The sequence below is a fragment of the Leisingera daeponensis genome (assembly GCF_019801465.1).
Classification (GTDB): Bacteria; Pseudomonadota; Alphaproteobacteria; order Rhodobacterales; family Rhodobacteraceae; genus Leisingera; species Leisingera daeponensis_A.
This window is the reverse complement of sequence record NZ_JAHVJA010000001.1, coordinates 338,270-357,847: the sequence shown is the minus strand read 5'-3', so window position 1 is coordinate 357,847 and position 19,578 is coordinate 338,270. Positions and strand designations below refer to the sequence as shown.

Genomic DNA, 19,578 nt, shown 5'->3' with positions numbered 1-19,578 from the left:
ACGCTGAAGATGTCGTATTTTTACACGGAAACGACGAAACTGTGCATTGACGAAACGCCCTATCTCTGCCCGAATACAGTCATGGGGAAACTTTAAACCAAAACTCGAACCATGACCGCCCGGCTTACGGCTGGGCCAACACCCGTTTCGCACAAAAATAACCGAACGGTATGACAGGGAGACCTAAATGACAAAAGACACCATCAACGGAGCCCCGATCCATTGGGCAGCCAAGATGCACGCCAAGGAAGTGCTGGACGGCAAGCTCGACCGCCGGGAATTCCTGACCCGCGCCACCTCGCTGGGCGTTACCGCGGCAGCGGCCTATGGCATGATCGGCCTGGCTGCCCCGGTGAAGGCCGCCGAAGAGAAGAAACAGGGCGGCACCCTGCGCGTGCAGCAGGAAGTCCGTCCGCTGAAGGATCCGCGCACCTATGACTGGTCGCAGATGGGCAACCTGAGCCGCGGCACCCAGGAATACCTGGTGGAATACAACAACGACGGCTCCTTCACCGGCATGCTGCTGGAAAGCTGGGAAGTCAATGAAGATGCCACCGTCTACACCCTGAATGTCCGCCAGGGCGTCAAGTGGAACAACGGCGACGACTTCACCGCCGAAGACGTGGCCCGCAACATCGCCGGCTGGTGCGAAAAGGGCCTGGAAGGCAACTCGATGGCCGGACGGTTCGCCACTCTGGTCGACAATGACTCCGGCAAGGCAATCGACGGCGCGATCGAGGTGGTCGACAGCCATACCGTCAAGCTGAACCTGCCGGCCTCCGATATTTCGCTGATTGCGGGCATGGCTGACTATCCGGCGGCAATCGTTCACTCTTCCTTCCAGACCAACGACTTCACCCAGAACGTCGGCACCGGCCCGTATCTGCTGAGCGAACTGGAAGTTGGTGTGCGCGCAGTGCTGCAGCGCAACGGCGATCATGCCTGGTGGGGCGAAGCCATCTATGGCAAGCCCGCGCTGGACACCATCGAATACGTCGATTTCGGCACCGACCCGTCGTCCTGGCTGGCGGCCCTGGAATCCGACGAAGTCGACATGCTCTATGAATCGGTTGGCGAATTCATCGACGTGATGGACGGTCTCGGCTACAAGAAGTCCGAAGTTGTCACCATGTCCTCGATCGTGATCCGGCCCAACCAGCTGGCGGAAATCGACGGCAAGAAACCCTATGCCGACAAACGTGTCCGCAAAGCGATCCAGATGGCGGTCGACAATTCGGTTTGCCTGGAGCTCGGCTATGGCGGCCGCGGCGAGACGGCAGAGAACCACCATGTCGGCCCGATCCACCCGGAATACGCCGAGCTGCCGCCGCAGAAGGTTGATCCCGAAGGCGCACGCGCGCTGATGGAGGAGGCCGGCATGATGGACTACGAGCATGAGCTTCTGTCGATCGACGACGACTGGCGCCGGAACACCACCGATGCCGTGGCCGCGCAGCTGCGCGACGCCGGCTTCAAGGTGAAGCGGACCGTCCTGCCCGGCTCGACCTTCTGGAACGACTGGGCGAAGTACCCGTTCTCCTCGACCAACTGGAACCACCGCCCGCTGGGCGTGCAGATTTGGGCGCTGGCCTACAAGTCGGGCGAAGCCTGGAACGAATTCGGCTGGTCGAACCCGGAGTTCGATGCACTGCTGGAAGAGGCGCTGTCGATCGCAGATGCCGACAAGCGCCGTGAAATCTCGGCCAAGGGCCAGGCCCTGATCCAGGAGGAAGGCGTGACCATCCAGCCCTACTGGCGGTCGCTCTACCGCCACATGCGCGAAGGTGTTGTCGGTGCCGACATGCACGTCTCCTTCGAGCATCACCACTACAAGTGGGGCTGGGCGGCCTAAGCTCTAAAGGCTCCCGCCTTCTGCACCGTCCCCTTCGGGGCGGTGCTCTCCAGCTCAAAAGATAAGAGACCCGCCCCGCAAGCCGGGTCCGATCCGCCAGACTGACAGGGAACCCCCCATGGGACTTTTCATTCTCCGCCGTTCGGGCGTGATGCTGCTGACGGCCTTGTGCCTGACGTTCATCGTGTTCTTCCTGACGAACCTCTATCCCAACCTCGAAAAACTCGCCAAGACCCAGGGCAACTTCCGCATGTCGGACGAGGCCGTGGCAAGCTGGCTCGACGCCAACGGCTATGGCGGGTCCATGGTTTCCAAATACGGGCAATGGCTGGGCGTGCTGCCGGGCTGGACCCGGGAAACCGAAAAAGGGTTCACCGGCCGCTGCATGAACGGCCCGGTCAGCGCCGAGGTGGCCGCCGAAGCGCCGACCTTCTGCGGCATCCTGCAGGGCGACTGGGGGTATTCGACCCGCTTCAAGGATGACGTCTCCACCATCATCGCGGAACGCCTTGGCAACACAGGCCGCCTGATGTTCTGGGTGCTGGTGCTGATGGTCCCGTCGGCGCTGATTATCGGCGTGCTGGCCGGGATGCGGGAAGGGTCCGTCACCGACCGGAGCCTGTCGACCGCCTCGATCCTGACCACTGCAACACCGGAATACGTCTCCGGCGTGATCTTCATCGCTGTGTTCACGTCCTCCACCGTGGGCCTGAAATGGTTCAAGGGCACCGCCACCTCGGCGATGGACAACCCGACATTCGAGAACTTCTTCCTGCCGGTCCTGACGATTGCGCTTTACGGCATGGGCTACATCGCCCGGATGACCCGCGCCTCGATGACCGAGGTGATGACCGCGCAATACATCCGCACCGCCCGCCTCAAGGGCGTGAGCTTCCACAACATCGTTCTGAAACACGCGCTGAGGAACGCGCTGATTGCCCCCTTCACCGTCATCATGCTGCAGTTCCCGTGGCTGCTGAACGGCGTGGTGATCGTCGAGACCCTGTTCAACTACAAGGGCTTCGGCTGGATCCTGGTGGAAGCCGCGGGCAACAACGACATCGAACTGCTGCTGGCCGTATCCGTGGTCTCAGTCTTCGTGGTGCTGGTCACCCAGCTGATCTCTGACATCGGCTATGTGTACCTGAACCCGCGTATCCGGATCTCTTAAGGAAGGCAGCAGAGCATGGAACCTCTAAGCACACTCGAAATCGCGGGGCGCATCATCTACCAGCTGTCCCCGGTCTGGTTTTCGCTGGCAATCCTCTTCGCAGCCTCCATCGGCTTCAAACGGCGGCTTGGCCTTTACGGCAAGCTGTTCGACAGTCCCATCGGCATGATCGGCTTCGGTCTGGTGATGTTCTGGGTGTTCACCGGCATTTACGGCGCCATGGACATGATCATCACCCATGATCCGCTGACTCAGGTCTCGGGGATGAAGAACAAGGTGCCCGGCACGCCGATGAGCGGCGCCTCCGAAGCAGACTACCCCTATTATCTTCTTGGCGGCGACAATCTGGCACGCGACGTGTTCAGCCGCCTGGTCAAAGGCGCCTGGGAGGTCATCAAGATCGCTCCGATGGCGGCCGTCTTTGCCTTCATGGTGGGGATCACACTCGGCCTTCCTGCGGGCTATTATGGCGGCCGGCTGGACACCACCCTGTCCTTTGCCGCCAACCTGATCCTGGCCTTCCCGGTGATCCTGCTGTTCTACCTGCTGGTCACCCCCGAGATCGTCGCCACCGGTGTTCCGAACTACATGGCGATCGTGCTGTTCATCTTCCCGATTGTCTTTGTCGGGGTGCTGCTGAACTCGCGCTATTACACCCGGCCCAAGGTGCGCAACCTGGTGCTGCCGCTGATCCTGGGGATCATCATCTGGTTCTACCTGCAGCTGGTCTCCAACGGCGGTTACCTGATCAACACCCCGGCCTATTCCATTCCGGGCCTGCCCCGCGTGATGGATTTCTTCGACATCCCCGGCGGCATCCTGGTGGTGTTCGTGTCGGTGGTCTTCGTCAACTCGCCCACGGTGTTCCGTATCGTCCGCGGCCTGACGCTGGACATCAAGACCCGCGACTACGTGGCGGCGGCGCAGACCCGCGGCGAAGGCCCCTGGTACATCATGCTGTGGGAAATCCTGCCCAACGCACGCGGGCCGCTGATCGTCGATTTCTGCCTGCGCATCGGCTACACCACCATTCTTCTGGGCACCCTGGGCTTCTTCGGCCTCGGCCTGCCGCCGGAAAGCCCGGATTGGGGATCGACCATCAATGACGGCCGCAAGCTGCTGTCGATCTACCTGCACCCGGCCCTGCCGCCTGCCTTTGCTCTGCTGACGCTGGTTCTAGGCCTGAACCTGCTGGCCGACGGCCTGCGCGAAGAAAGCCTGAAGGATTGATCCAAACCGGCGGGACCGGGGGCCAGCCCCCGGACCCCCGGGATACTTGAGGCCAGATGAAAGGGATCCTGTCCCTTCCAGCCTCAACAGGGAGAAAAGACAATGAACAAACTGGCAGATTACGACGGCCCGATCCTCGAGATTAACAAGCTGTCGATCTCCTTCTTCACCCGCTTGCGCGAAATCCCGGCGGTGATGGATTTCTCGGTTGCCGTGCAGCCCGGCGAAGCCGTGGGCCTGGTCGGTGAATCCGGCTGCGGCAAATCCACGGTTGCGCTTGGCGTCATGCAGGACCTTGGCAAAAACGGCCGTGTCGTCGGCGGCACTATCAAGTTCAAGGGCCGCGACCTGGCGGAAATGAGCAAGGAAGAACTGCGCGACATCCGCGGCAACGAGATCGCGATGATCTATCAGGAGCCGATGGCCTCGCTCAATCCGGCGATGAAGATCGGCAAGCAGCTGATGGAAGTGCCGATGATCCACGAGGGCGTCAGCGAAAAGGAAGCCTACCAGCGCGCGCTGGAAGTGGTAACCGACGTGCGCCTTCCGGACCCGGAGCGGATGCTGAACTCCTTCCCGCACCAGCTGTCGGGCGGCCAGCAGCAGCGAATCGTGATTGCGATGGCGCTGATGTCGAAACCATCCCTGCTGATCCTGGATGAGCCCACCACCGCCCTTGATGTGACGGTGGAAGCCGCGGTGGTTGAGCTGGTCAAGGACCTGGGCAAGAAATACGGCACCTCGATGCTGTTCATCTCGCACAACCTCGGCCTGGTTCTGGAAACCTGTGACCGGCTCTGTGTGATGTATTCCGGCGAAGCGGTGGAGCGCGGCTCGATCCACGACGTCTTTGACGAGATGCAGCACCCCTATACCCAGGCGCTGTTCCGCTCGATCCCGCTGCCGGGTGCTGACAAGAACTCGCGCCCGCTGGTGGCAATCCCGGGCAACTTCCCGCTGCCCCACGAACGTCCGCCCGGCTGCAACTTCGGCCCGCGTTGCGACTACTTCGAAGCGGGCCGCTGCGATCAGGACATGGTGATCCCGATGTCGCCCGTGCACGGCAACGACCGGCACGAAACCCGCTGCCTGAAATTCCAGGAAATCGACTGGAATGCGCCGATCACCGTGGGCGAGCAGAAGGAAAAGACCGCCCCCGGCAAGGTCATCCTGAAGATGGACAACCTCAAGAAATACTACGAGGTGGCTGCCAACGCCCTTTTCGGGGGCGGCGACACCAAAGTGGTCAAGGCCAACGAGACGCTGAGCTTCGAAGCCCGCGAATCCGAAACCCTGGCCATCGTCGGCGAATCCGGCTGCGGCAAATCCACCTTCGCCAAGGTGCTGATGGGGCTGGAAACCGCCACCGAGGGCCAGATCCTGCTCGACAACCGCAATATCGAGCAGATCCCGATCGAGGAGCGCGACACCAGGACCGTCTCGGACGTGCAGATGGTGTTCCAGAACCCGTTCGACACGCTGAACCCCTCGATGACCGTCGGCCGCCAGATCATGCGGGCGCTGGAAATCTTCGGCATCGGCAACTCCGAGGCCGAGCGCCGCAAGCGGATGCTGGAACTGCTGGACCTGGTGAAGCTGCCCCGCGCCTTTGCCGACCGGATGCCGCGGCAGCTGTCGGGCGGCCAGAAGCAGCGTGTCGGCATCGCCCGCGCCTTTGCCGGCGGCGCCCGCATCGTGGTGGCGGACGAACCCGTCTCGGCGCTCGACGTGTCAGTCCAGGCGGCGGTGACCGACCTCCTGATGGAAATCCAGCGGAACGAGAAAACGACTCTGCTGTTCATCTCCCACGATCTTTCGATTGTGCGCTACCTCTCCGACCGGGTGATGGTGATGTATCTCGGCCATGTGGTGGAGCTGGGGGATACCGATCAGGTGTTTTCGCCGCCTTACCATCCCTATACCGAGGCCCTTCTGTCGGCGGTGCCGATTGCCGATACCTCGGTGGAGAAGGAGCACATCGTGCTGGAAGGCGACATTCCCTCGGCAATGAATCCGCCGCCGGGCTGCCCCTTCCAGACCCGCTGCCGCTGGAAATCCGAAGTACCGGGCGGCCTCTGCGAAAAGGAGGTGCCCCCGGTCCGGCAGCTGGAAGGCGGCCACCAGATCAAATGCCATCTCAGCGACGAGGTGCTGGCGCGCATGAAGCCGGTGATCAAGGTTGCTGCGGAATAGCAGCGCCGGGCTGCGGGCCTGAGCATGGCGGAAACAGCAAGGCCGGGGGAAACACCCCGGCCTCTTTTTTTGGGGCGAGCCCGCGGAGCGCGATCCGGCGGCGCCTGCAAACCGCCTGATGCGGCAGCCAAAAGCAATGCCCCATACGCAGCCTTGCGGCGGCATATGGGGCTCCACAGCACTCCCCACTCCCACAGGAGGCTGATTTCAGCTGAGCAGCAGCACCGCAATCATCAGCAGGTTGATAGAGGCGAACTGCATCAGGCGCGGCGCCCGGCTGCCTTTGGCTGCCGCCAGCAGAGCCGCCGCCACAGACGCCGCCAGACCGGCCTGCGCCAGTCCGCCGCCGACCAGACCGGCCAGTCCGGTTTCCGGTCCCCAGGGTGACCCCGCAACCCCCATGCCCTTCAGCCCGACGCCGATCAGGATGCCGGTGACCGCCCCGGCCAGGCTCAGCACCGCGCTGCGCGGCTGCAGCGGCAGGCGGCCGGCCAGCACGCTGTCGATCATCTGGCGGGTTGGAACCGCGCTCGGCTGCCAGTCAATCCTCTCAAGGCGCTCGTCGAAGCTGTTGATATACAATGCATTCCCTCCAGAACCTGCGGGCAGATTCACGAAAAATTAAGGCAAATGCTTGGCACTTCAGCGGAGTTAACGGGGCATTAAGGGAAATTACCCGCAGGTTAACCGGACAGCAGTCTCAGCTGCCCCAGATCGTCTTCACGTAGTGCTGGGTTTCCTTGTAAGGCGGCACCCCGCCGTACTTCCGCACCGCTTCCGGCCCGGCGTTATAGGCCGCCAGCGCCAGGCGCCAGGAGCCGAACTTGCGGAACTGGCGCGCCAGATACCGCGCGCCGCCTTCAAGGTTCTGCTTCGGCACCGCTGGATTGACCCCCAGCGCCCGCGCCGTGGCCGGCATCAGCTGCGCCAGCCCCAGGGCGCCCTTGTGCGACTTGGCATTCGGGTTCCAGTTGCTTTCCTGCTGAACCAGGCGCAGGAACAGATCCTCCGGCACCCCGTGCTGGCGGGCAGCATGGCGCGCCATTTCCAGATACTGGCCCCGGTACTTGCCCCGGTAAGGCAGAGTGGCGGCAGCTGACGGGATCCCATAGGTCTTGGGCTGCAGCCGGACAGAGTTCTTGTACTGCGAGGAGGCCCGGCCATCCAGCACCCTGGTATGGGCGGCAAACAAGTCCCGCCTGTTCTTGCTGCTGAGAATATCGGATGCCGCAGGCTGACCTGCTCCGACCAAGGCAATAACCAACCCCGCAACGGCTATGCGCATATCCGCTGTCCTGACACTGTCCCACTTTGCGCAAATATAGCCAATGCGGAGCAAATTTAAAGCAACACGGGCGTGAACAGCCGCGCCGCCGGCGCAAAAACCGCAGAATCCATCCACAGATGCCTGCTTTTCACACCCGGCACAGAACTATACTGTGCCTGAAACGCGGCGGCGGCCGGATTCGTCCGTCCCGCTGCAGGACAGAAAATCAGGACGGAAGGACGGAACTTCATGGCCGGCTCACTCAACAAAGTCATGCTCATCGGCAACCTGGGCCGCGACCCGGAGGTGCGCAGCTTTCAGAACGGCGGCAAGGTCTGCAACCTGCGCATTGCCACCTCTGAAACCTGGAAGGACCGCAACACCGGCGAGCGCCGCGAGAAGACCGAATGGCATTCCGTCGCTGTCTTTAGCGAGGGTTTGGTGCGGGTGTGCGAACAGTATCTCCGTAAAGGCTCCAAAGTGTACATCGAAGGCCAGCTGCAAACCCGCAAATGGCAGGACCAGAGCGGCCAGGACCGGTATTCGACTGAAATCGTGCTGCAAGGCTTCGGCTCCACCCTGACCATGCTCGACGGCCGCGGCGAAGGCGGCGGCGGTGGCGGCGGCGGTGGCGGCTACGGCGGCGGCCAGGGCGGCGGCAGCTATGGCGGCGGCAATCAGGGCGGCGGCTACGGCGGCGGTTATGACAGCGGCCCGCAGGGCGGCGGCGGCGGCAACTTCGGCGGCGGTGCCTCCCACAACATCGACGACGACGAAATCCCGTTCTGAACCGGACCAGCCTGGCATACGGCCGCCGGGTCAAACATTGCAAAGCCTCCTGGCCCGCCGGCCAGGGGGCTTTTCTGGTTCTGCGGAGCGCAGGAAGCACAAGGGGAACTGGCAGGCCGCGCGTGCGACCGCCGCTGCCCCCGCACTCAAACACAAAAAAGGGGCAGCCTGCCCGGCTGCCCCTTGGTAAAATCTGCGATGCGCCGGCAGTTTTGCTGTTCGCCTCAGGCTCCAGCGCTGCGCAGCACTTCCAGAACGGCTTCCGGCGGCACGTCCCCGGTCACAAAGGCCTCGCCGATGCCACGGGCCAGAATAAACCGCAGCTGACCGGCTACCACCTTCTTGTCCTGCCCCATCAGATCCAGCAGCGCTTCGGCGGCCGGCAGATCACCGGGGATATCGGCGAGATCGGTCTTCATGCCCATCGCCTTCAGATGCGCCCGCACCCGGCTGGGATCCTCCTGCGAACACAGGCCGAGCTTCGACGACAGCTCAAACGCCAGCGCGCAGCCGATCGCGACGCCTTCGCCATGCAGCAGCCGGTCGGAATAGCCTGTCGCCGCCTCCAGCGCGTGACAGAAGGTATGGCCCAGGTTGAGCAGCGCCCGGTCGCCCTGCTCGGTCTCGTCCCGTACCACGATGCCAGCCTTCATCTGAACCGAGCGCGCCACCGCCTCGACCCGCGCCGCCACATTGCCTGCAGCCAGCGCCGGGCCGTTCTGTTCCAGCCAGGCAAAAAACTCCGCATCACCCAGCAGGCCGTATTTCACCACCTCGCCATAGCCGGACAGGAAATCGCGCGCCGTCAGGGTTTCCAGCACCGAGGTGTCGGCCAGCACCAGCGAGGGCTGATGGAAGGCGCCGATCAGGTTCTTGCCCTGCGGAGCGTTGATGCCGGTCTTGCCGCCCACCGAACTGTCGACCTGTGCCAGCAGCGAAGTCGGGATCTGCACGAACCGCACGCCCCGGCGCAGCACTGCCGCGGCGAAACCCGCCAGATCGCCGATGACGCCGCCGCCGAAGGCGATGACGACATCGCCCCGCTCCACCTTCTGCTCCAGCAGCCATTCCACCGAGCGGGTGAACTGCGGCCAGCCCTTGGTTGCCTCGCCCGGCGGCAGTGCCAGCGCTGTCATCTCCACCCCGGCCGCGGCCAGCCCGGCACGCAGGGTGTCCAGATGCTTCTCCGCCACTGTCTCATCGGTCAGCACGGCCACCTGCGGCCGTTTCAGCAGCGGCCGGACCCGCTCTCCGGCCTGCGCCATCAGGCCCGGGCCAATCACCACATCATAGGCGCGATCGCCCAAGGGCACATGAACCGTGCGCTCCATCAGTTCCACTCCAATACATCGGGGCGGGCCTTCAGCGCATCAAGCACGCGGTCCACCATGGTTTCGATCGAGGCCTGCCCGTCCGAGGCCACTGACACATCGGCCTTGGCATATAATGGCACCCGCTGGTGATACAGGTTGCTGAGTGTCGCACGCGGATCGGCCGTGCGCAGCAACGGCCGTGTATCCCGGTGGCGGACCCGGTTCCACAGCACATCGAGGTCGGCATTCAGCCAGACAGAGACGCCTTTTTCAGTGATCACCTGCCGATTCTCTTCCGCCAGGAAAGCCCCGCCGCCCGTGGACAGTATGCCGCGCTCCTCCTCCAGAAGCCGGGCAATAACCTGCCGCTCCTTCTGGCGGAAGAAGGGCTCGCCGTCACGGGCGAATATCTCAGGAATGGTCATGTTGGCGGCGGCTTCGATCTCATGATCGCTGTCCAGGAACGGCGCCCCCAGCCGGGCCGCCAGCGCGCGGCCCACGGCGGTCTTTCCGGCCCCCATCATGCCCACCATCACAATGGTCTTCTTCAGTTTCCCCGGCACCGGCGCTGCTGCCTTCTGGCCGCTGATTTGCTCTTTTTCGCTCATTCTTCAGTGAATGACGTGATCTTGCCGAAAAGGGAATATATAACTTGAGCAAAAGAGCAGGAAACAGGCATTGGATGCACTATGGGGCGATTGATTAAGTATTTGGTCTACTTGACGGTTCTGGCTGCAATCGGGCTGGTGGGCTATGCCTACGTCGGCCCCTGGTTCGGGGCCGATTTCAGCGCGCCCAGCACCGAGGTGCGCAAGCCTGTGGTGCTGAATGCGGATTAAGGCGGCTGCCGCCGGTGTGATGCTGGCAGGCAGCGCGCTTGCCAATGAGCCGCTGGCGGCAATCGACTGGCTGAACCAGCCCCAGCCCAGGAGCGGACTGCCCGGCACCGTGCTGCTGGAGCCGCCGGTCGCCGGGACCGCAGCCCTGCCGCAGGTGTCGGTCACCCCGCTGGAGGCACTTCTGCCGCCGATAGGGCTTGTTCCGGCCGCCGCTACCGGCCTGCCGGCGGATTTGTGGCGCGGCAGCGCGGCCGATGACATCGCCCGGCTGATCGAAACCGTGCCGGTGCGCAGCAGCCCGGCTATGCAGGCGCTGCTGTTCACGCTGCTGCTGTCAGAGACCCGCCCCCCTGCCGCCACCGGCGACCGCATTCTTCTGGCCCGGCTCGACCGGCTGCTGGCGCTGGGGGCTACCGACCCCTCGCAGGCGCTGGTGGAGCACGCGGGCCCGACAAACAGCAAAGAGCGTTTCGCCCGCTGGTTCGACGCCACCTTGCTCACCGGCAGCGAGGATGCCTCCTGCGCTGCCCTGACCGCTTCGCCGCATCTTTCGGACAGCTATGCCGCCCGGATCTTCTGCGCAGCGCGGCGCGGCGACTGGCCGACCGCGGCGCTGATGCTGGAAACCGCCTACGCGCTTGAGCTTCTGCCGAAGGAACAAATGGACCTGCTCGACCGGTTCCTGAACCCGGACCTGTTTGAGCTGGCTCCGCCGCTGCGCCGTCCTTCGGACCCGGACCCGCTGACCTTCCGGCTGTTCGAAACCATTGGCGAAACCATGCCCACCGCGCCGCTGCCGCCCGCCTTCGCTGCGGCCGACCTGCGCGACATTGCCGGCTGGAAGGCCCAGCTCGAGGCGGCGGAGCGGCTGGCCCGCGCCGGCGCGCTCAATCCGAACCAGTACCTGGGCCTGTTCAGCGCCCGCAAACCGGCGGCGTCCGGCGGCATCTGGGACCGGGTGGCCGCCGTGCAGCGGCTGGAAAGCGATTTGAACTCCGGCAGCGCCGAAGCGATCGCAAAGTCCCTGCCCCGCGCCTGGGAGGCCATGCAGGAAGCCGGCACAGAGACCGTCTTTGCGGATATCTTCGCGGAACCTCTGGCGCGGACAACGCTCACCGGACCGGCTGCGGCCCTGGCCTGGCGTATCCGGCTGCTGTCGCCGGCCTATGAGCTTGCCGCCCACGATGCGCAGGCTTCCGGTGCCGCGGATCATTTCCTGGCGGCCCTGGCCCAGGGGCACCCTGGCGAAGCTGCCGCGCCGTCGCCGCTGGCGGAAGCCATTGCACTGGGCTTCGCCGCGGACACGGGCGTGCCGCCTGCCATACGCCAGCTGCTGGACAACGGCCAGCTCGGCGAGGCGATCCTGCGCAGCATGGTGCTGTTTGCACATGGCGCCGACGGCAATCTTGACGATCTCACCGCGGCCCTCGCGGCCTTCCGCGCTGTCGGGCTGGAGGATACCGCCAGGCGTGCATCGCTGCAGCTGATGCTGCTGGAGCACGGCTGACATGGCCGCACCGCGTGACAATTTCCTATGGATTTCCACCTTCCTGGACGCCCAGGCGGCAGAGACCGGCGCCTCGCAGAACACGCTGCTGGCCTATGGCCGCGACCTCAAGGACCTGACCGCCTGGCTGGAGCACCGCAAGCTCAGCTTCCTCAGCGCCAGCCAGGATGATATCGAGGCCTACCTGATTGATTGCGACGCGCAAGGACTGGCCCGCTCCACCCGGGCGCGGCGGCTGTCTGCGGTCAAGCAGATCTACCGTTTCGCATTTGAAGAAGGCTGGCGCGTGGACAACCCAGCGATCCAGATCCGCGGTCCGGGCCGCGAGAAGCGGCTGCCGAAAACCCTTGAGGTGATCGAAGTCGACCGGCTCCTCGAGGCAGCCCGCCACACCGGCCGAAGTGAAAGCGACAGGCTGCGCAACACCTGCCTGATGGAACTGCTCTATGCCACGGGGATGCGGGTGACCGAACTGGTCTCGCTGCCGGTGTCGGCGGCCCGCGGCGACCCGCGGATGCTGCTGATCCTCGGCAAGGGCGGCAAGGAACGCATGGTGCCGCTGTCTCCACCCGCCCGCGAAGCGCTGGCGCAATGGCTGCTGGCGCGGGATAAGGCCGATGCCGAACGGGAGGCCAAGGGCCACCCGCCCTCGCGGTTCCTGTTCCCGTCACGCGGCAAGTCCGGCCATCTGACCCGGCACCGGTTCTACCTGCTGATCAAGGAACTGGCGGCGACCGGCGGCATCTCCCCGGACAAGGTGACGCCGCACACCCTGCGCCACGCCTTTGCCACCCATCTCCTGGCTAACGGTGCCGACCTGCGCGCGATCCAGGCGCTGCTCGGCCACGCCGACATTGCCACCACCGAAATCTATACCCATGTGCTGGATGCCCGGCTGCAGGAACTGGTGCTGGAACATCATCCTCTGGCACGCCGCGGTTAACCGCAGCGCTTGAAGCGGCGGGGCTAAGGCCCCATAAATACAGCGAACAATCAACAGACCGGACATCTGAACCCCTCATGGACACCGCCACCTCCGTACTCGACAGCGCCTTCTGGACTACTGCCGGGGCCATTGTCCTGCTCCTTGTGCTTTCGGCCTTCTTCTCCGGGTCCGAGACCGCGCTGACCGCCGCGTCGCGCGGCAAGCTGCGCGCCCAGGCCGACAAGGGCTCCCGCGGCGCAGAACGCGCGCTGGTCATTACCGAAGACAACGAGCGCCTGATCGGATCGGTCCTGCTGGGTAACAACGTCGTCAACATCCTCGCAGCCTCGCTCGCTACCGCGCTCTTTACCCGCCTCTTCGGAGAAGGCGGCGTCGCGATGGCAACGCTGGTGATGACCTTGCTGGTGCTGGTCTTTGCCGAAGTTCTGCCCAAGACTTATGCCATTTCCAATGCCGAGAAGGCCGCTTCGGCCGTGTCGGCGCCGATCAGTATCCTCGTTATGCTGCTGTCACCGATCGTGGGCGCGGTGCGGCTGTTCGTGCGCGGCGTGCTGCGTGTCTTCGGCGTCCAGATCGACCCGGACAGCCACATCATGGCGGTGCGCGAGGAGATCGCCGGCGCACTGCAGCTTGGCCATTCCGAAGGCGTGGTCGAAAAGGAAGACCGCGACCGCATCCTGGGCGCGCTTGACCTCTCCGACCGGTTTGTCGAGGAAGTGATGCTGCACCGCTCCAACATCGAAATGATCGACGCCGATGCAGAGCCGGAAACCATTCTGGAGCAGTGCCTGCAAAGCCAGCACACCCGCCTGCCGGTGTTCCGCGGCGAACAGGAGAACATCATCGGCGTCGTCCACGCCAAGGACCTGTTCAGGGCGATGTATGAACAGGCCGGCGGTGCGGCCGGGGATTCCGGGCGCCTGCAGTCTTTCGACATCTCTCAGGTCGCCAAAGCCCCCTATTTCATCCCTGAAACCACCACGCTTGACGAACAGATGCGCCAGTTCCTGCGGATGAGATCGCACTTCGCATTGGTGGTGGACGAATACGGCGCCCTGCAGGGGCTGATCACGCTGGAAGATATCCTGGAAGAGATCGTCGGTGAGATCACCGATGAATTCGACCCGCACGAGGAGAACATCGTCAAGAAAAGCTCCGACGGCTCCTATCTGGTCGAGGGCGCAGCCACCATCCGCGACGTGAACCGGGCCACCGAGTGGAACTTGCCGGATGACGAGGCCAACACTATTGCAGGCCTGGTCATTCACGAGGCGCAGATGATCCCGGTCAAGGGCCAGGTGTTCTCCTTCCACGGCTTCCGGTTCGAGGTGACCGCGCGCGAGGGCAACCGGGTGACCGAGCTCAAGATCAGGCCGCTGTCTTGACCGGAGGGCGGCCATGACCCGCGCTGCCGCGCTGGCCTGGGGCTGGTTCGACAGGATTGTGCTGGAACTGTTCCGCCAGCTGCGCTGGTCCTTCCTGCCGCCGCTCCTGATCTATTTCGCCTATGGTGCGCAGGGCATCAGCACCGTTGCCGCGTCCTTTTACGTCAAGGAATACCTCGACCTTTCCGCCGCCTTTCTGGCCGGGCTGGCATTCTGGGTGGGCCTGCCCTGGGCGCTGAAGATGCCGCTAGGGCATCTGGTCGACCTGATCTGGCGCTGGAAATACCTGCTGATCCTGGCGGGGGCGGCGCTGATGGCCGCCAGCTATGGCATCCTTGCCGCCATCGTGCTGGAACCAGCCATGATGGGCGCGGTGATGCCGATCAATGCCTGGTACGTCACCTCGGCGCTGCTGGCGCCCTGCGGCTTCGTGCTGCAGGACGTGGTCGCCGATGCCATGTCGGTGGAGGCCGTGCCCCACACCGACGAGCAGGGAAACACTCTGCCCGAAGCCGAGACAAAATCGCTGCATACGACCATGCAGACCTTCGGGCGGATCGCCCTGATCGGCGGCTCCAGCGCCGCCGCCGCGCTGAACGTCGCCCTGTTCGATGGCGCGGACGCGCTGCCGCAGCCGGAAAAGGGCGCGCTCTACGGCTTTGTCTTCACTCTCGCCCTGTTGATCCCGGTGATCTCGCTGTCCGGCGTGGCGCTGGCGATCTGGCAGAAACGGCGCAAGGCCGCCCGGCTGCGCCGCGCAGGTGTGGACGAAGCCGAAATCCGCAGCCGCATAGACCTGCCGCGCGAGCCGGTTACGCCCAACCACTGGTATTTCCTCGGCGGCGGCGCCTTTGTCGCGCTCTCCCTCGCCGTGGGGCTGGGCGATGTGCCCTACTCGCAGGAAATCGTCTTTGCCGGCTCCATGGCCATCGTGCTGTTCCTGATGCGCCAGCTTGTCGCCGTGCTGCCGACGGACCAGGCCCGCGCGCTGATCGGCACCGCTATCATCATCTTCGTCTACCGCGCCACACCCTTGCGCGGCCCCGGCGCCACCTGGTTCGAGATCGACGTGCTGGGCTTTGACCAGCAGTTCCTGTCGGTCCTCTCCCTCATCACCTCGCTGCTCACGCTGGCGGGTATGCTGATCTTCCGGCCGATGATGGCGAGCCGCCCGATTGCCTGGATCGTCGCCTTCCTCGCCATCACCGAAGCCGTGCTCAGCCTGCCCAACATCGCGCTTTACTACGGCGCCCACCACTGGACCTCCGAAATGACCGGCGGCATTGTCGACGCCCGCTTCATCGCCATCGTCGACACCGCAGTGGAATCGCCGCTGGGCCAGGTCGCGATGATCCCGATGCTCGCCTGGATCGCCCGCAACGCGCCTTCGGGGCTCAAGGCCACCTTCTTTGCGGTCATGGCCTCCTTCACCAACCTGGCGTTATCGGCCTCCAGCCTCGGCACCAAATACCTGAACGAAATCTTCGTGGTCACACGCGAGGTCACAGATTCGGCAGGCAATATCACCACGCCCGCCGACTATTCCCAGCTGGGAATGCTGCTGATCACGGTTGGTGTCATTCTCCTGGCCGCCCCGCTGACGGCAATTTTCCTCATCGAGAACAGCCGCTTCCGCACTTCTGAGTAACCCCGGATCCCTCCAGAGGCCCATAAGCGGCACGCCGTGCCGTTTTTCTTCTGGACTACTGTTCACTTCTGTACAGAATGCGGGAAACACCTATCCAGGGAGGCCCACATGAAAACCACCACCCGCGTGGCAGTGATCGGCGGCGGCGTCGTCGGCTGCTCTGTCCTCTACCACCTCACCAAGCTCGGCTGGTCCGACGTCATGCTGATCGAACGCTCGGAGCTCACTTCAGGCTCCACCTGGCACGCGGCGGGCGGTTTCCATACGCTCAACGGCGACACCAACATGGCCGCACTGCAGGGCTACACCATCAAGCTTTATAAAGAGCTGGAAGAGATCACCGGCATGTCCTGCGGCCTCCACCACGTGGGCGGCGTCACCCTGGCCGAGACCCAGGAACGCTTCGACATGCTGAAAGCCGAACGCGCCAAGCACCGTTTCATGGGGCTGGAGACCGAAATCGTCTCCCCGGAAGAGATCAAGAAGATCGCCCCCGTCACCAACGTCGACGGCATCATCGGCGGCCTCTACGACCCGCTCGACGGCCACCTTGACCCCTCCGGCACCACCCATGCCTATGCCAAGGCCGCACGCATGGGCGGCGCCACGATTGAGACCCATTGCAAGGTGATCGAGACCAACCAGCGCCCGGACGGCACCTGGGATGTGGTGACGAACAAGGGCACCATCCACGCCGAACACGTCGTCAACGCAGGCGGCCTCTGGGCGCGCGAGGTCGGCGCCATGGCCGGTGTCTACTTCCCGCTGCACCCGATGGAGCACCAGTATATCGTCACCGACGAGGTGCCGATGATTGCCGAGATCATCGACGCAGGCGGCGAACATCCGCATGTGATGGACCCGGCCGGCGAAAGCTATCTGCGCCAGGAAGGCCGCGGCCTCTGCATCGGCTTCTACGAACAGCCCTGCAAACCCTGGGCAGTGGACGGCACCCCATGGGACTTCGGCCACGAGCTGCTGCCCGATGACTTCGACAAGATCGAGGACTCCATCGCCTTCGCCTACAAACGCTTCCCTGCGCTGGAGGCCGCAGGCGTCAAATCCGTGATCCACGGCCCCTTCACCTTTGCCCCGGACGGCAACCCGCTGGTCGGCCCAGTGCCCGGCATGCGCAACTACTGGTCCGCCTGCGCCGTGATGGCCGGCTTCTCCCAGGGCGGCGGTGTCGGGCTGATGCTGGCCCAATGGATGGTCGAGGGCGAATGCGAGCGCGACACCTTCGCGATGGACTGCGCCCGCTTCGGCGACTGGATCACCCCGGGCTACACCCGGCCCAAAGTTATTGAAAACTATCAGAAACGCTTCTCCATCGCCTACCCGAACGAGGAGCTGCCCGCCGCCCGCCCGTTCCGCACAACTCCGATGTATGACATCTTCGATGGCATGGGCGCGGTCTGGGGCGCGCAATACGGCATGGAAGTCCCGAACTACTTCGCCGAAGGGGACGAGCCGCGGTATGAGACCCCGTCCTTCCGCCGCTCCAACGCCTTCGAGGCCACCGCGCGCGAAGTCAAAGCCGTGCGCGAAAACGTGGGCATCAACGAGGTCCACAACTTCGGCAAGTACCTGGTCAAAGGCACCGGCGCCCGCGCCTGGCTCGACCGCATCATGGCAGGCCGGGTGCCGCAGCCCGGCCGCCTGTCGCTAACCCCGATGCTGTCGCCCAAGGGCCGCCTGATCGGCGATTTCACTATCTCCTGCCTGTCAGAGGACGAGTTCCAGCTCACCGCATCTTATGGCTCGCAGGCCTACCACATGCGCTGGTTCCTGCAAAACCTGGACGCAGGCATTCACCTCGAAAGCATCTCCGACACCCGCAACGGCTTCCAGATCGCAGGCCCCAAGGCCCGCGAGGTGCTGCAGGCCTGCACCCGGTCCGACATCTCGGACATGCGCTTCATGGACGTGCGCCGCCTGACCGTGGGCATGGCCGACTGCATCGTGCAGCGTGTCAGCTACACCGGCGATCTGGGATATGAGATCTACTGCGACCTGCCCTCCCAACGCGCCCTCTGGGATGCCCTGTGGTCTGCCGGTCAGCCCCACGGCATGAAACCGTTTGGCATGCGGGCAATGATGTCGCTGCGCCTGGACAAGTTCTTCGGCTCCTGGCTGCGCGAGTTCTCGCCCGACTACACCGCCGCGGAAACCGGGCTGGACCGCTTCATCTCCTTCAATAAACCCGTTGATTTCATTGGACGCGCCGCCGCTGAGGCCGAACGCGACGCAGGTCCCGCCCGCCAGCTCTGCGCTTTTGAAGTCGCGGCAGACGACGCTGATGTGGTGGCCTATGAGCCGATCTGGCTCGACGGCGCGGTCGTGGGTTTCTGCACCTCCGGCGGCTATTCGCACCACGCGGAGAAATCCATCGCGCTGGGGTTTGTCCCCACCGAGAAAGCCAAGGAAGGGTTGGAGGCAGAGATCGAAATCCTTGGCAAGATGTACAAGGCCCGCCTGATCACCCAGCCATTGTTCGACGCCGACGGCGCTCGGATGCGCGGCTGATACCCGGCAGGCAGGTCAGCAATCCTGACCTGCCTGCCTCCTGTTGCCATACCTGCGCACGCTGACCCCGCGTCGCTTCCGCAACGGTTGGGTCAGCCCCCTTACCCCAATGTTTCGCGCGCGAAACATTCGGTCACACATGCTGACCTAGCTGCCGGTTTCCCCGCTTGCGCCGGGCGGCCGCTCCTGTTTTCATCTTTCCTGAAATACTCCCGCCGGAGGCCTCCGGCCTTGCGGCCCAGTGCAAAGGCCCGGAACCCCATGACCGCCATCGCCATTCTCCTGCTCGCGGCAGGCGCCTCCTCCCGGATGCAAGGCCGTGACAAGCTGCTGGAGGACGTGGACGGTCTGCCCCTGCTATCCCTGATGTGCCGGCGGGCCGCCCTGACCGGGCTGCCGGTTTACATCACCCTGCCCGGCCTGTCTCATCCGCGGGCAACAGCAACAGGCGATGCAATCCAGGTGCCGGTGCCGGATGCCGCCGAAGGCATGGCTGCCTCGATCCGCCGCGGCACCGCAGCGCTGCCTGAAGGAACGGAGGCGGTGATGATCCTGCCTGCCGACATGCCGGAGATCACGGCGCAGGACATGCTGCAGCTTGCTGCGCAGTTCCACGGCCCGGACAGCCCCATCCTGCGCGCCACAGCTGTGGACGGCACCCCGGGCCACCCCGTGCTGTTTCCGCAGCGCTGCTTTGCGGCGCTGAAATCACTCGGCGGCGATCAAGGCGCCCGCAGCATCCTAACGGCAGAGACGGTCCGGACAGTTCCCCTGCCTGGCCGCCACGCGCTGACAGATCTGGACACGCCGGAAGACTGGGCCGCCTGGCGCCAGCACCGCTGACACACTCCCCAAAAGCAAAGAAGGCAGGGCACATGGCCCTGCCTTCCTGCGCTGCGCTCTTATCCGCCG

General features: G+C 64.2%; 16 protein-coding genes. 12 read left to right on the top strand and 4 right to left on the bottom strand.

What is annotated here, in order from left to right; genetic code table 11:
- Positions 1-187 precede the first annotated feature (187 nt).
- The 4 genes from KUV26_RS01785 (at position 188) to KUV26_RS01770 (ending at position 6,446) form a co-directional block, all read left to right on the top strand.
- On the top strand, positions 188-1,852 hold the full coding sequence (locus tag KUV26_RS01785; protein ID WP_222502418.1) for an ABC transporter substrate-binding protein: 1,665 nt from the start codon (positions 188-190) through the stop codon (positions 1,850-1,852).
- Between the two features lie 118 nt (positions 1,853-1,970).
- Positions 1,971-3,023, top strand: coding sequence for an ABC transporter permease (locus KUV26_RS01780; RefSeq protein ID WP_222502417.1), 1,053 nt, complete (start codon positions 1,971-1,973; stop codon positions 3,021-3,023).
- A 15-nt stretch (positions 3,024-3,038) separates the two neighbouring features.
- Positions 3,039-4,253 carry an ABC transporter permease gene (locus KUV26_RS01775; RefSeq protein ID WP_222502416.1) on the top strand — a complete coding sequence of 405 codons (1,215 nt, stop codon included), beginning with the start codon at positions 3,039-3,041 and terminating at the stop codon, positions 4,251-4,253.
- A gap of 102 nt (positions 4,254-4,355) precedes the next feature.
- The gene (locus tag KUV26_RS01770) at positions 4,356-6,446 is read left to right on the top strand and encodes an ABC transporter ATP-binding protein (protein ID WP_222507121.1); all 2,091 of its coding nucleotides are present in this window, start codon (positions 4,356-4,358) and stop codon (positions 6,444-6,446) included.
- A gap of 207 nt (positions 6,447-6,653) precedes the next feature.
- Here the strand turns inward: KUV26_RS01770 and KUV26_RS01765 are convergent, their stop codons facing one another.
- Positions 6,654-7,028 (bottom strand): hypothetical protein, encoded by a 375-nt coding sequence (locus tag KUV26_RS01765; protein WP_222502414.1) that lies wholly within the window; start codon positions 7,026-7,028, stop codon positions 6,654-6,656.
- Between the two features lie 118 nt (positions 7,029-7,146).
- Positions 7,147-7,731: a lytic transglycosylase domain-containing protein gene (locus KUV26_RS01760; RefSeq protein ID WP_222507120.1), complete on the bottom strand. Its 585-nt coding sequence runs from the start codon at positions 7,729-7,731 to the stop codon at positions 7,147-7,149.
- A gap of 231 nt (positions 7,732-7,962) precedes the next feature.
- On the opposite strand from KUV26_RS01760, the gene ssb reads away from it, so the two are divergent.
- Positions 7,963-8,502 (top strand): single-stranded DNA-binding protein, encoded by a 540-nt coding sequence (gene ssb / locus KUV26_RS01755; RefSeq protein ID WP_222507119.1) that lies wholly within the window; start codon positions 7,963-7,965, stop codon positions 8,500-8,502.
- 224 nt (positions 8,503-8,726) lie between these two features.
- Here ssb and aroB read toward each other — a convergent pair whose 3' ends face one another.
- On the bottom strand, positions 8,727-9,833 hold the full coding sequence (gene aroB, locus KUV26_RS01750; RefSeq protein WP_222507118.1) for a 3-dehydroquinate synthase: 1,107 nt from the start codon (positions 9,831-9,833) through the stop codon (positions 8,727-8,729).
- Positions 9,833-10,423 (bottom strand): shikimate kinase, encoded by a 591-nt coding sequence (locus tag KUV26_RS01745; RefSeq protein ID WP_222502410.1) that lies wholly within the window; start codon positions 10,421-10,423, stop codon positions 9,833-9,835. Before KUV26_RS01745 ends, aroB begins: the two co-directional genes overlap by 1 nt.
- A gap of 81 nt (positions 10,424-10,504) precedes the next feature.
- On the opposite strand from KUV26_RS01745, the gene KUV26_RS01740 reads away from it, so the two are divergent.
- From KUV26_RS01740 to KUV26_RS01710, 7 genes are all read left to right on the top strand, one after another.
- Positions 10,505-10,654 carry a hypothetical protein gene (locus KUV26_RS01740; protein WP_222502409.1) on the top strand — a complete coding sequence of 50 codons (150 nt, stop codon included), beginning with the start codon at positions 10,505-10,507 and terminating at the stop codon, positions 10,652-10,654.
- The gene (locus tag KUV26_RS01735; protein WP_222507117.1) at positions 10,644-12,161 is read left to right on the top strand and encodes a hypothetical protein; all 1,518 of its coding nucleotides are present in this window, start codon (positions 10,644-10,646) and stop codon (positions 12,159-12,161) included. The genes KUV26_RS01740 and KUV26_RS01735 overlap by 11 nt, the downstream gene beginning before the upstream one ends.
- A 1-nt stretch (position 12,162) precedes the next feature.
- On the top strand, positions 12,163-13,104 hold the full coding sequence (locus tag KUV26_RS01730) for a site-specific tyrosine recombinase XerD (RefSeq protein ID WP_222502407.1): 942 nt from the start codon (positions 12,163-12,165) through the stop codon (positions 13,102-13,104).
- A gap of 77 nt (positions 13,105-13,181) precedes the next feature.
- Positions 13,182-14,492: an HlyC/CorC family transporter gene (locus KUV26_RS01725; RefSeq protein WP_222502406.1), complete on the top strand. Its 1,311-nt coding sequence runs from the start codon at positions 13,182-13,184 to the stop codon at positions 14,490-14,492.
- Between the two features lie 13 nt (positions 14,493-14,505).
- Complete coding sequence (locus KUV26_RS01720) at positions 14,506-16,140, top strand: hypothetical protein (protein WP_222507116.1); 1,635 nt, start codon at positions 14,506-14,508, stop codon at positions 16,138-16,140.
- Between the two features lie 108 nt (positions 16,141-16,248).
- Complete coding sequence (locus KUV26_RS01715; RefSeq protein WP_222507115.1) at positions 16,249-18,666, top strand: FAD-dependent oxidoreductase; 2,418 nt, start codon at positions 16,249-16,251, stop codon at positions 18,664-18,666.
- Between the two features lie 261 nt (positions 18,667-18,927).
- Positions 18,928-19,509, top strand: a complete 582-nt coding sequence (locus tag KUV26_RS01710) for an NTP transferase domain-containing protein (RefSeq protein ID WP_222507114.1) — start codon at positions 18,928-18,930, stop codon at positions 19,507-19,509.
- Positions 19,510-19,578 lie beyond the last annotated feature (69 nt).

Bases quoted from the DNA above. Each gene is read 5' to 3' on its own strand.
- KUV26_RS01785 (WP_222502418.1), top strand. From the start codon at position 188: ATGACAAAAGACACCATCAACGGAGCCCCGATCCATTGGGCAGCCAAG.
- KUV26_RS01780 (WP_222502417.1), top strand. From the start codon at position 1,971: ATGGGACTTTTCATTCTCCGCCGTTCGGGCGTGATGCTGCTGACGGCC.
- KUV26_RS01775 (WP_222502416.1), top strand. From the start codon at position 3,039: ATGGAACCTCTAAGCACACTCGAAATCGCGGGGCGCATCATCTACCAG.
- KUV26_RS01770 (WP_222507121.1), top strand. From the start codon at position 4,356: ATGAACAAACTGGCAGATTACGACGGCCCGATCCTCGAGATTAACAAG.
- KUV26_RS01760 (WP_222507120.1), bottom strand. From the start codon at position 7,731: ATGCGCATAGCCGTTGCGGGGTTGGTTATTGCCTTGGTCGGAGCAGGT.
- ssb (WP_222507119.1), top strand. From the start codon at position 7,963: ATGGCCGGCTCACTCAACAAAGTCATGCTCATCGGCAACCTGGGCCGC.
- aroB (WP_222507118.1), bottom strand. From the start codon at position 9,833: ATGGAGCGCACGGTTCATGTGCCCTTGGGCGATCGCGCCTATGATGTG.
- KUV26_RS01745 (WP_222502410.1), bottom strand. From the start codon at position 10,423: ATGAGCGAAAAAGAGCAAATCAGCGGCCAGAAGGCAGCAGCGCCGGTG.
- KUV26_RS01740 (WP_222502409.1), top strand. From the start codon at position 10,505: ATGGGGCGATTGATTAAGTATTTGGTCTACTTGACGGTTCTGGCTGCA.
- KUV26_RS01735 (WP_222507117.1), top strand. From the start codon at position 10,644: ATGCGGATTAAGGCGGCTGCCGCCGGTGTGATGCTGGCAGGCAGCGCG.
- KUV26_RS01730 (WP_222502407.1), top strand. From the start codon at position 12,163: ATGGCCGCACCGCGTGACAATTTCCTATGGATTTCCACCTTCCTGGAC.
- KUV26_RS01725 (WP_222502406.1), top strand. From the start codon at position 13,182: ATGGACACCGCCACCTCCGTACTCGACAGCGCCTTCTGGACTACTGCC.
- KUV26_RS01720 (WP_222507116.1), top strand. From the start codon at position 14,506: ATGACCCGCGCTGCCGCGCTGGCCTGGGGCTGGTTCGACAGGATTGTG.
- KUV26_RS01715 (WP_222507115.1), top strand. From the start codon at position 16,249: ATGAAAACCACCACCCGCGTGGCAGTGATCGGCGGCGGCGTCGTCGGC.
- KUV26_RS01710 (WP_222507114.1), top strand. From the start codon at position 18,928: ATGACCGCCATCGCCATTCTCCTGCTCGCGGCAGGCGCCTCCTCCCGG.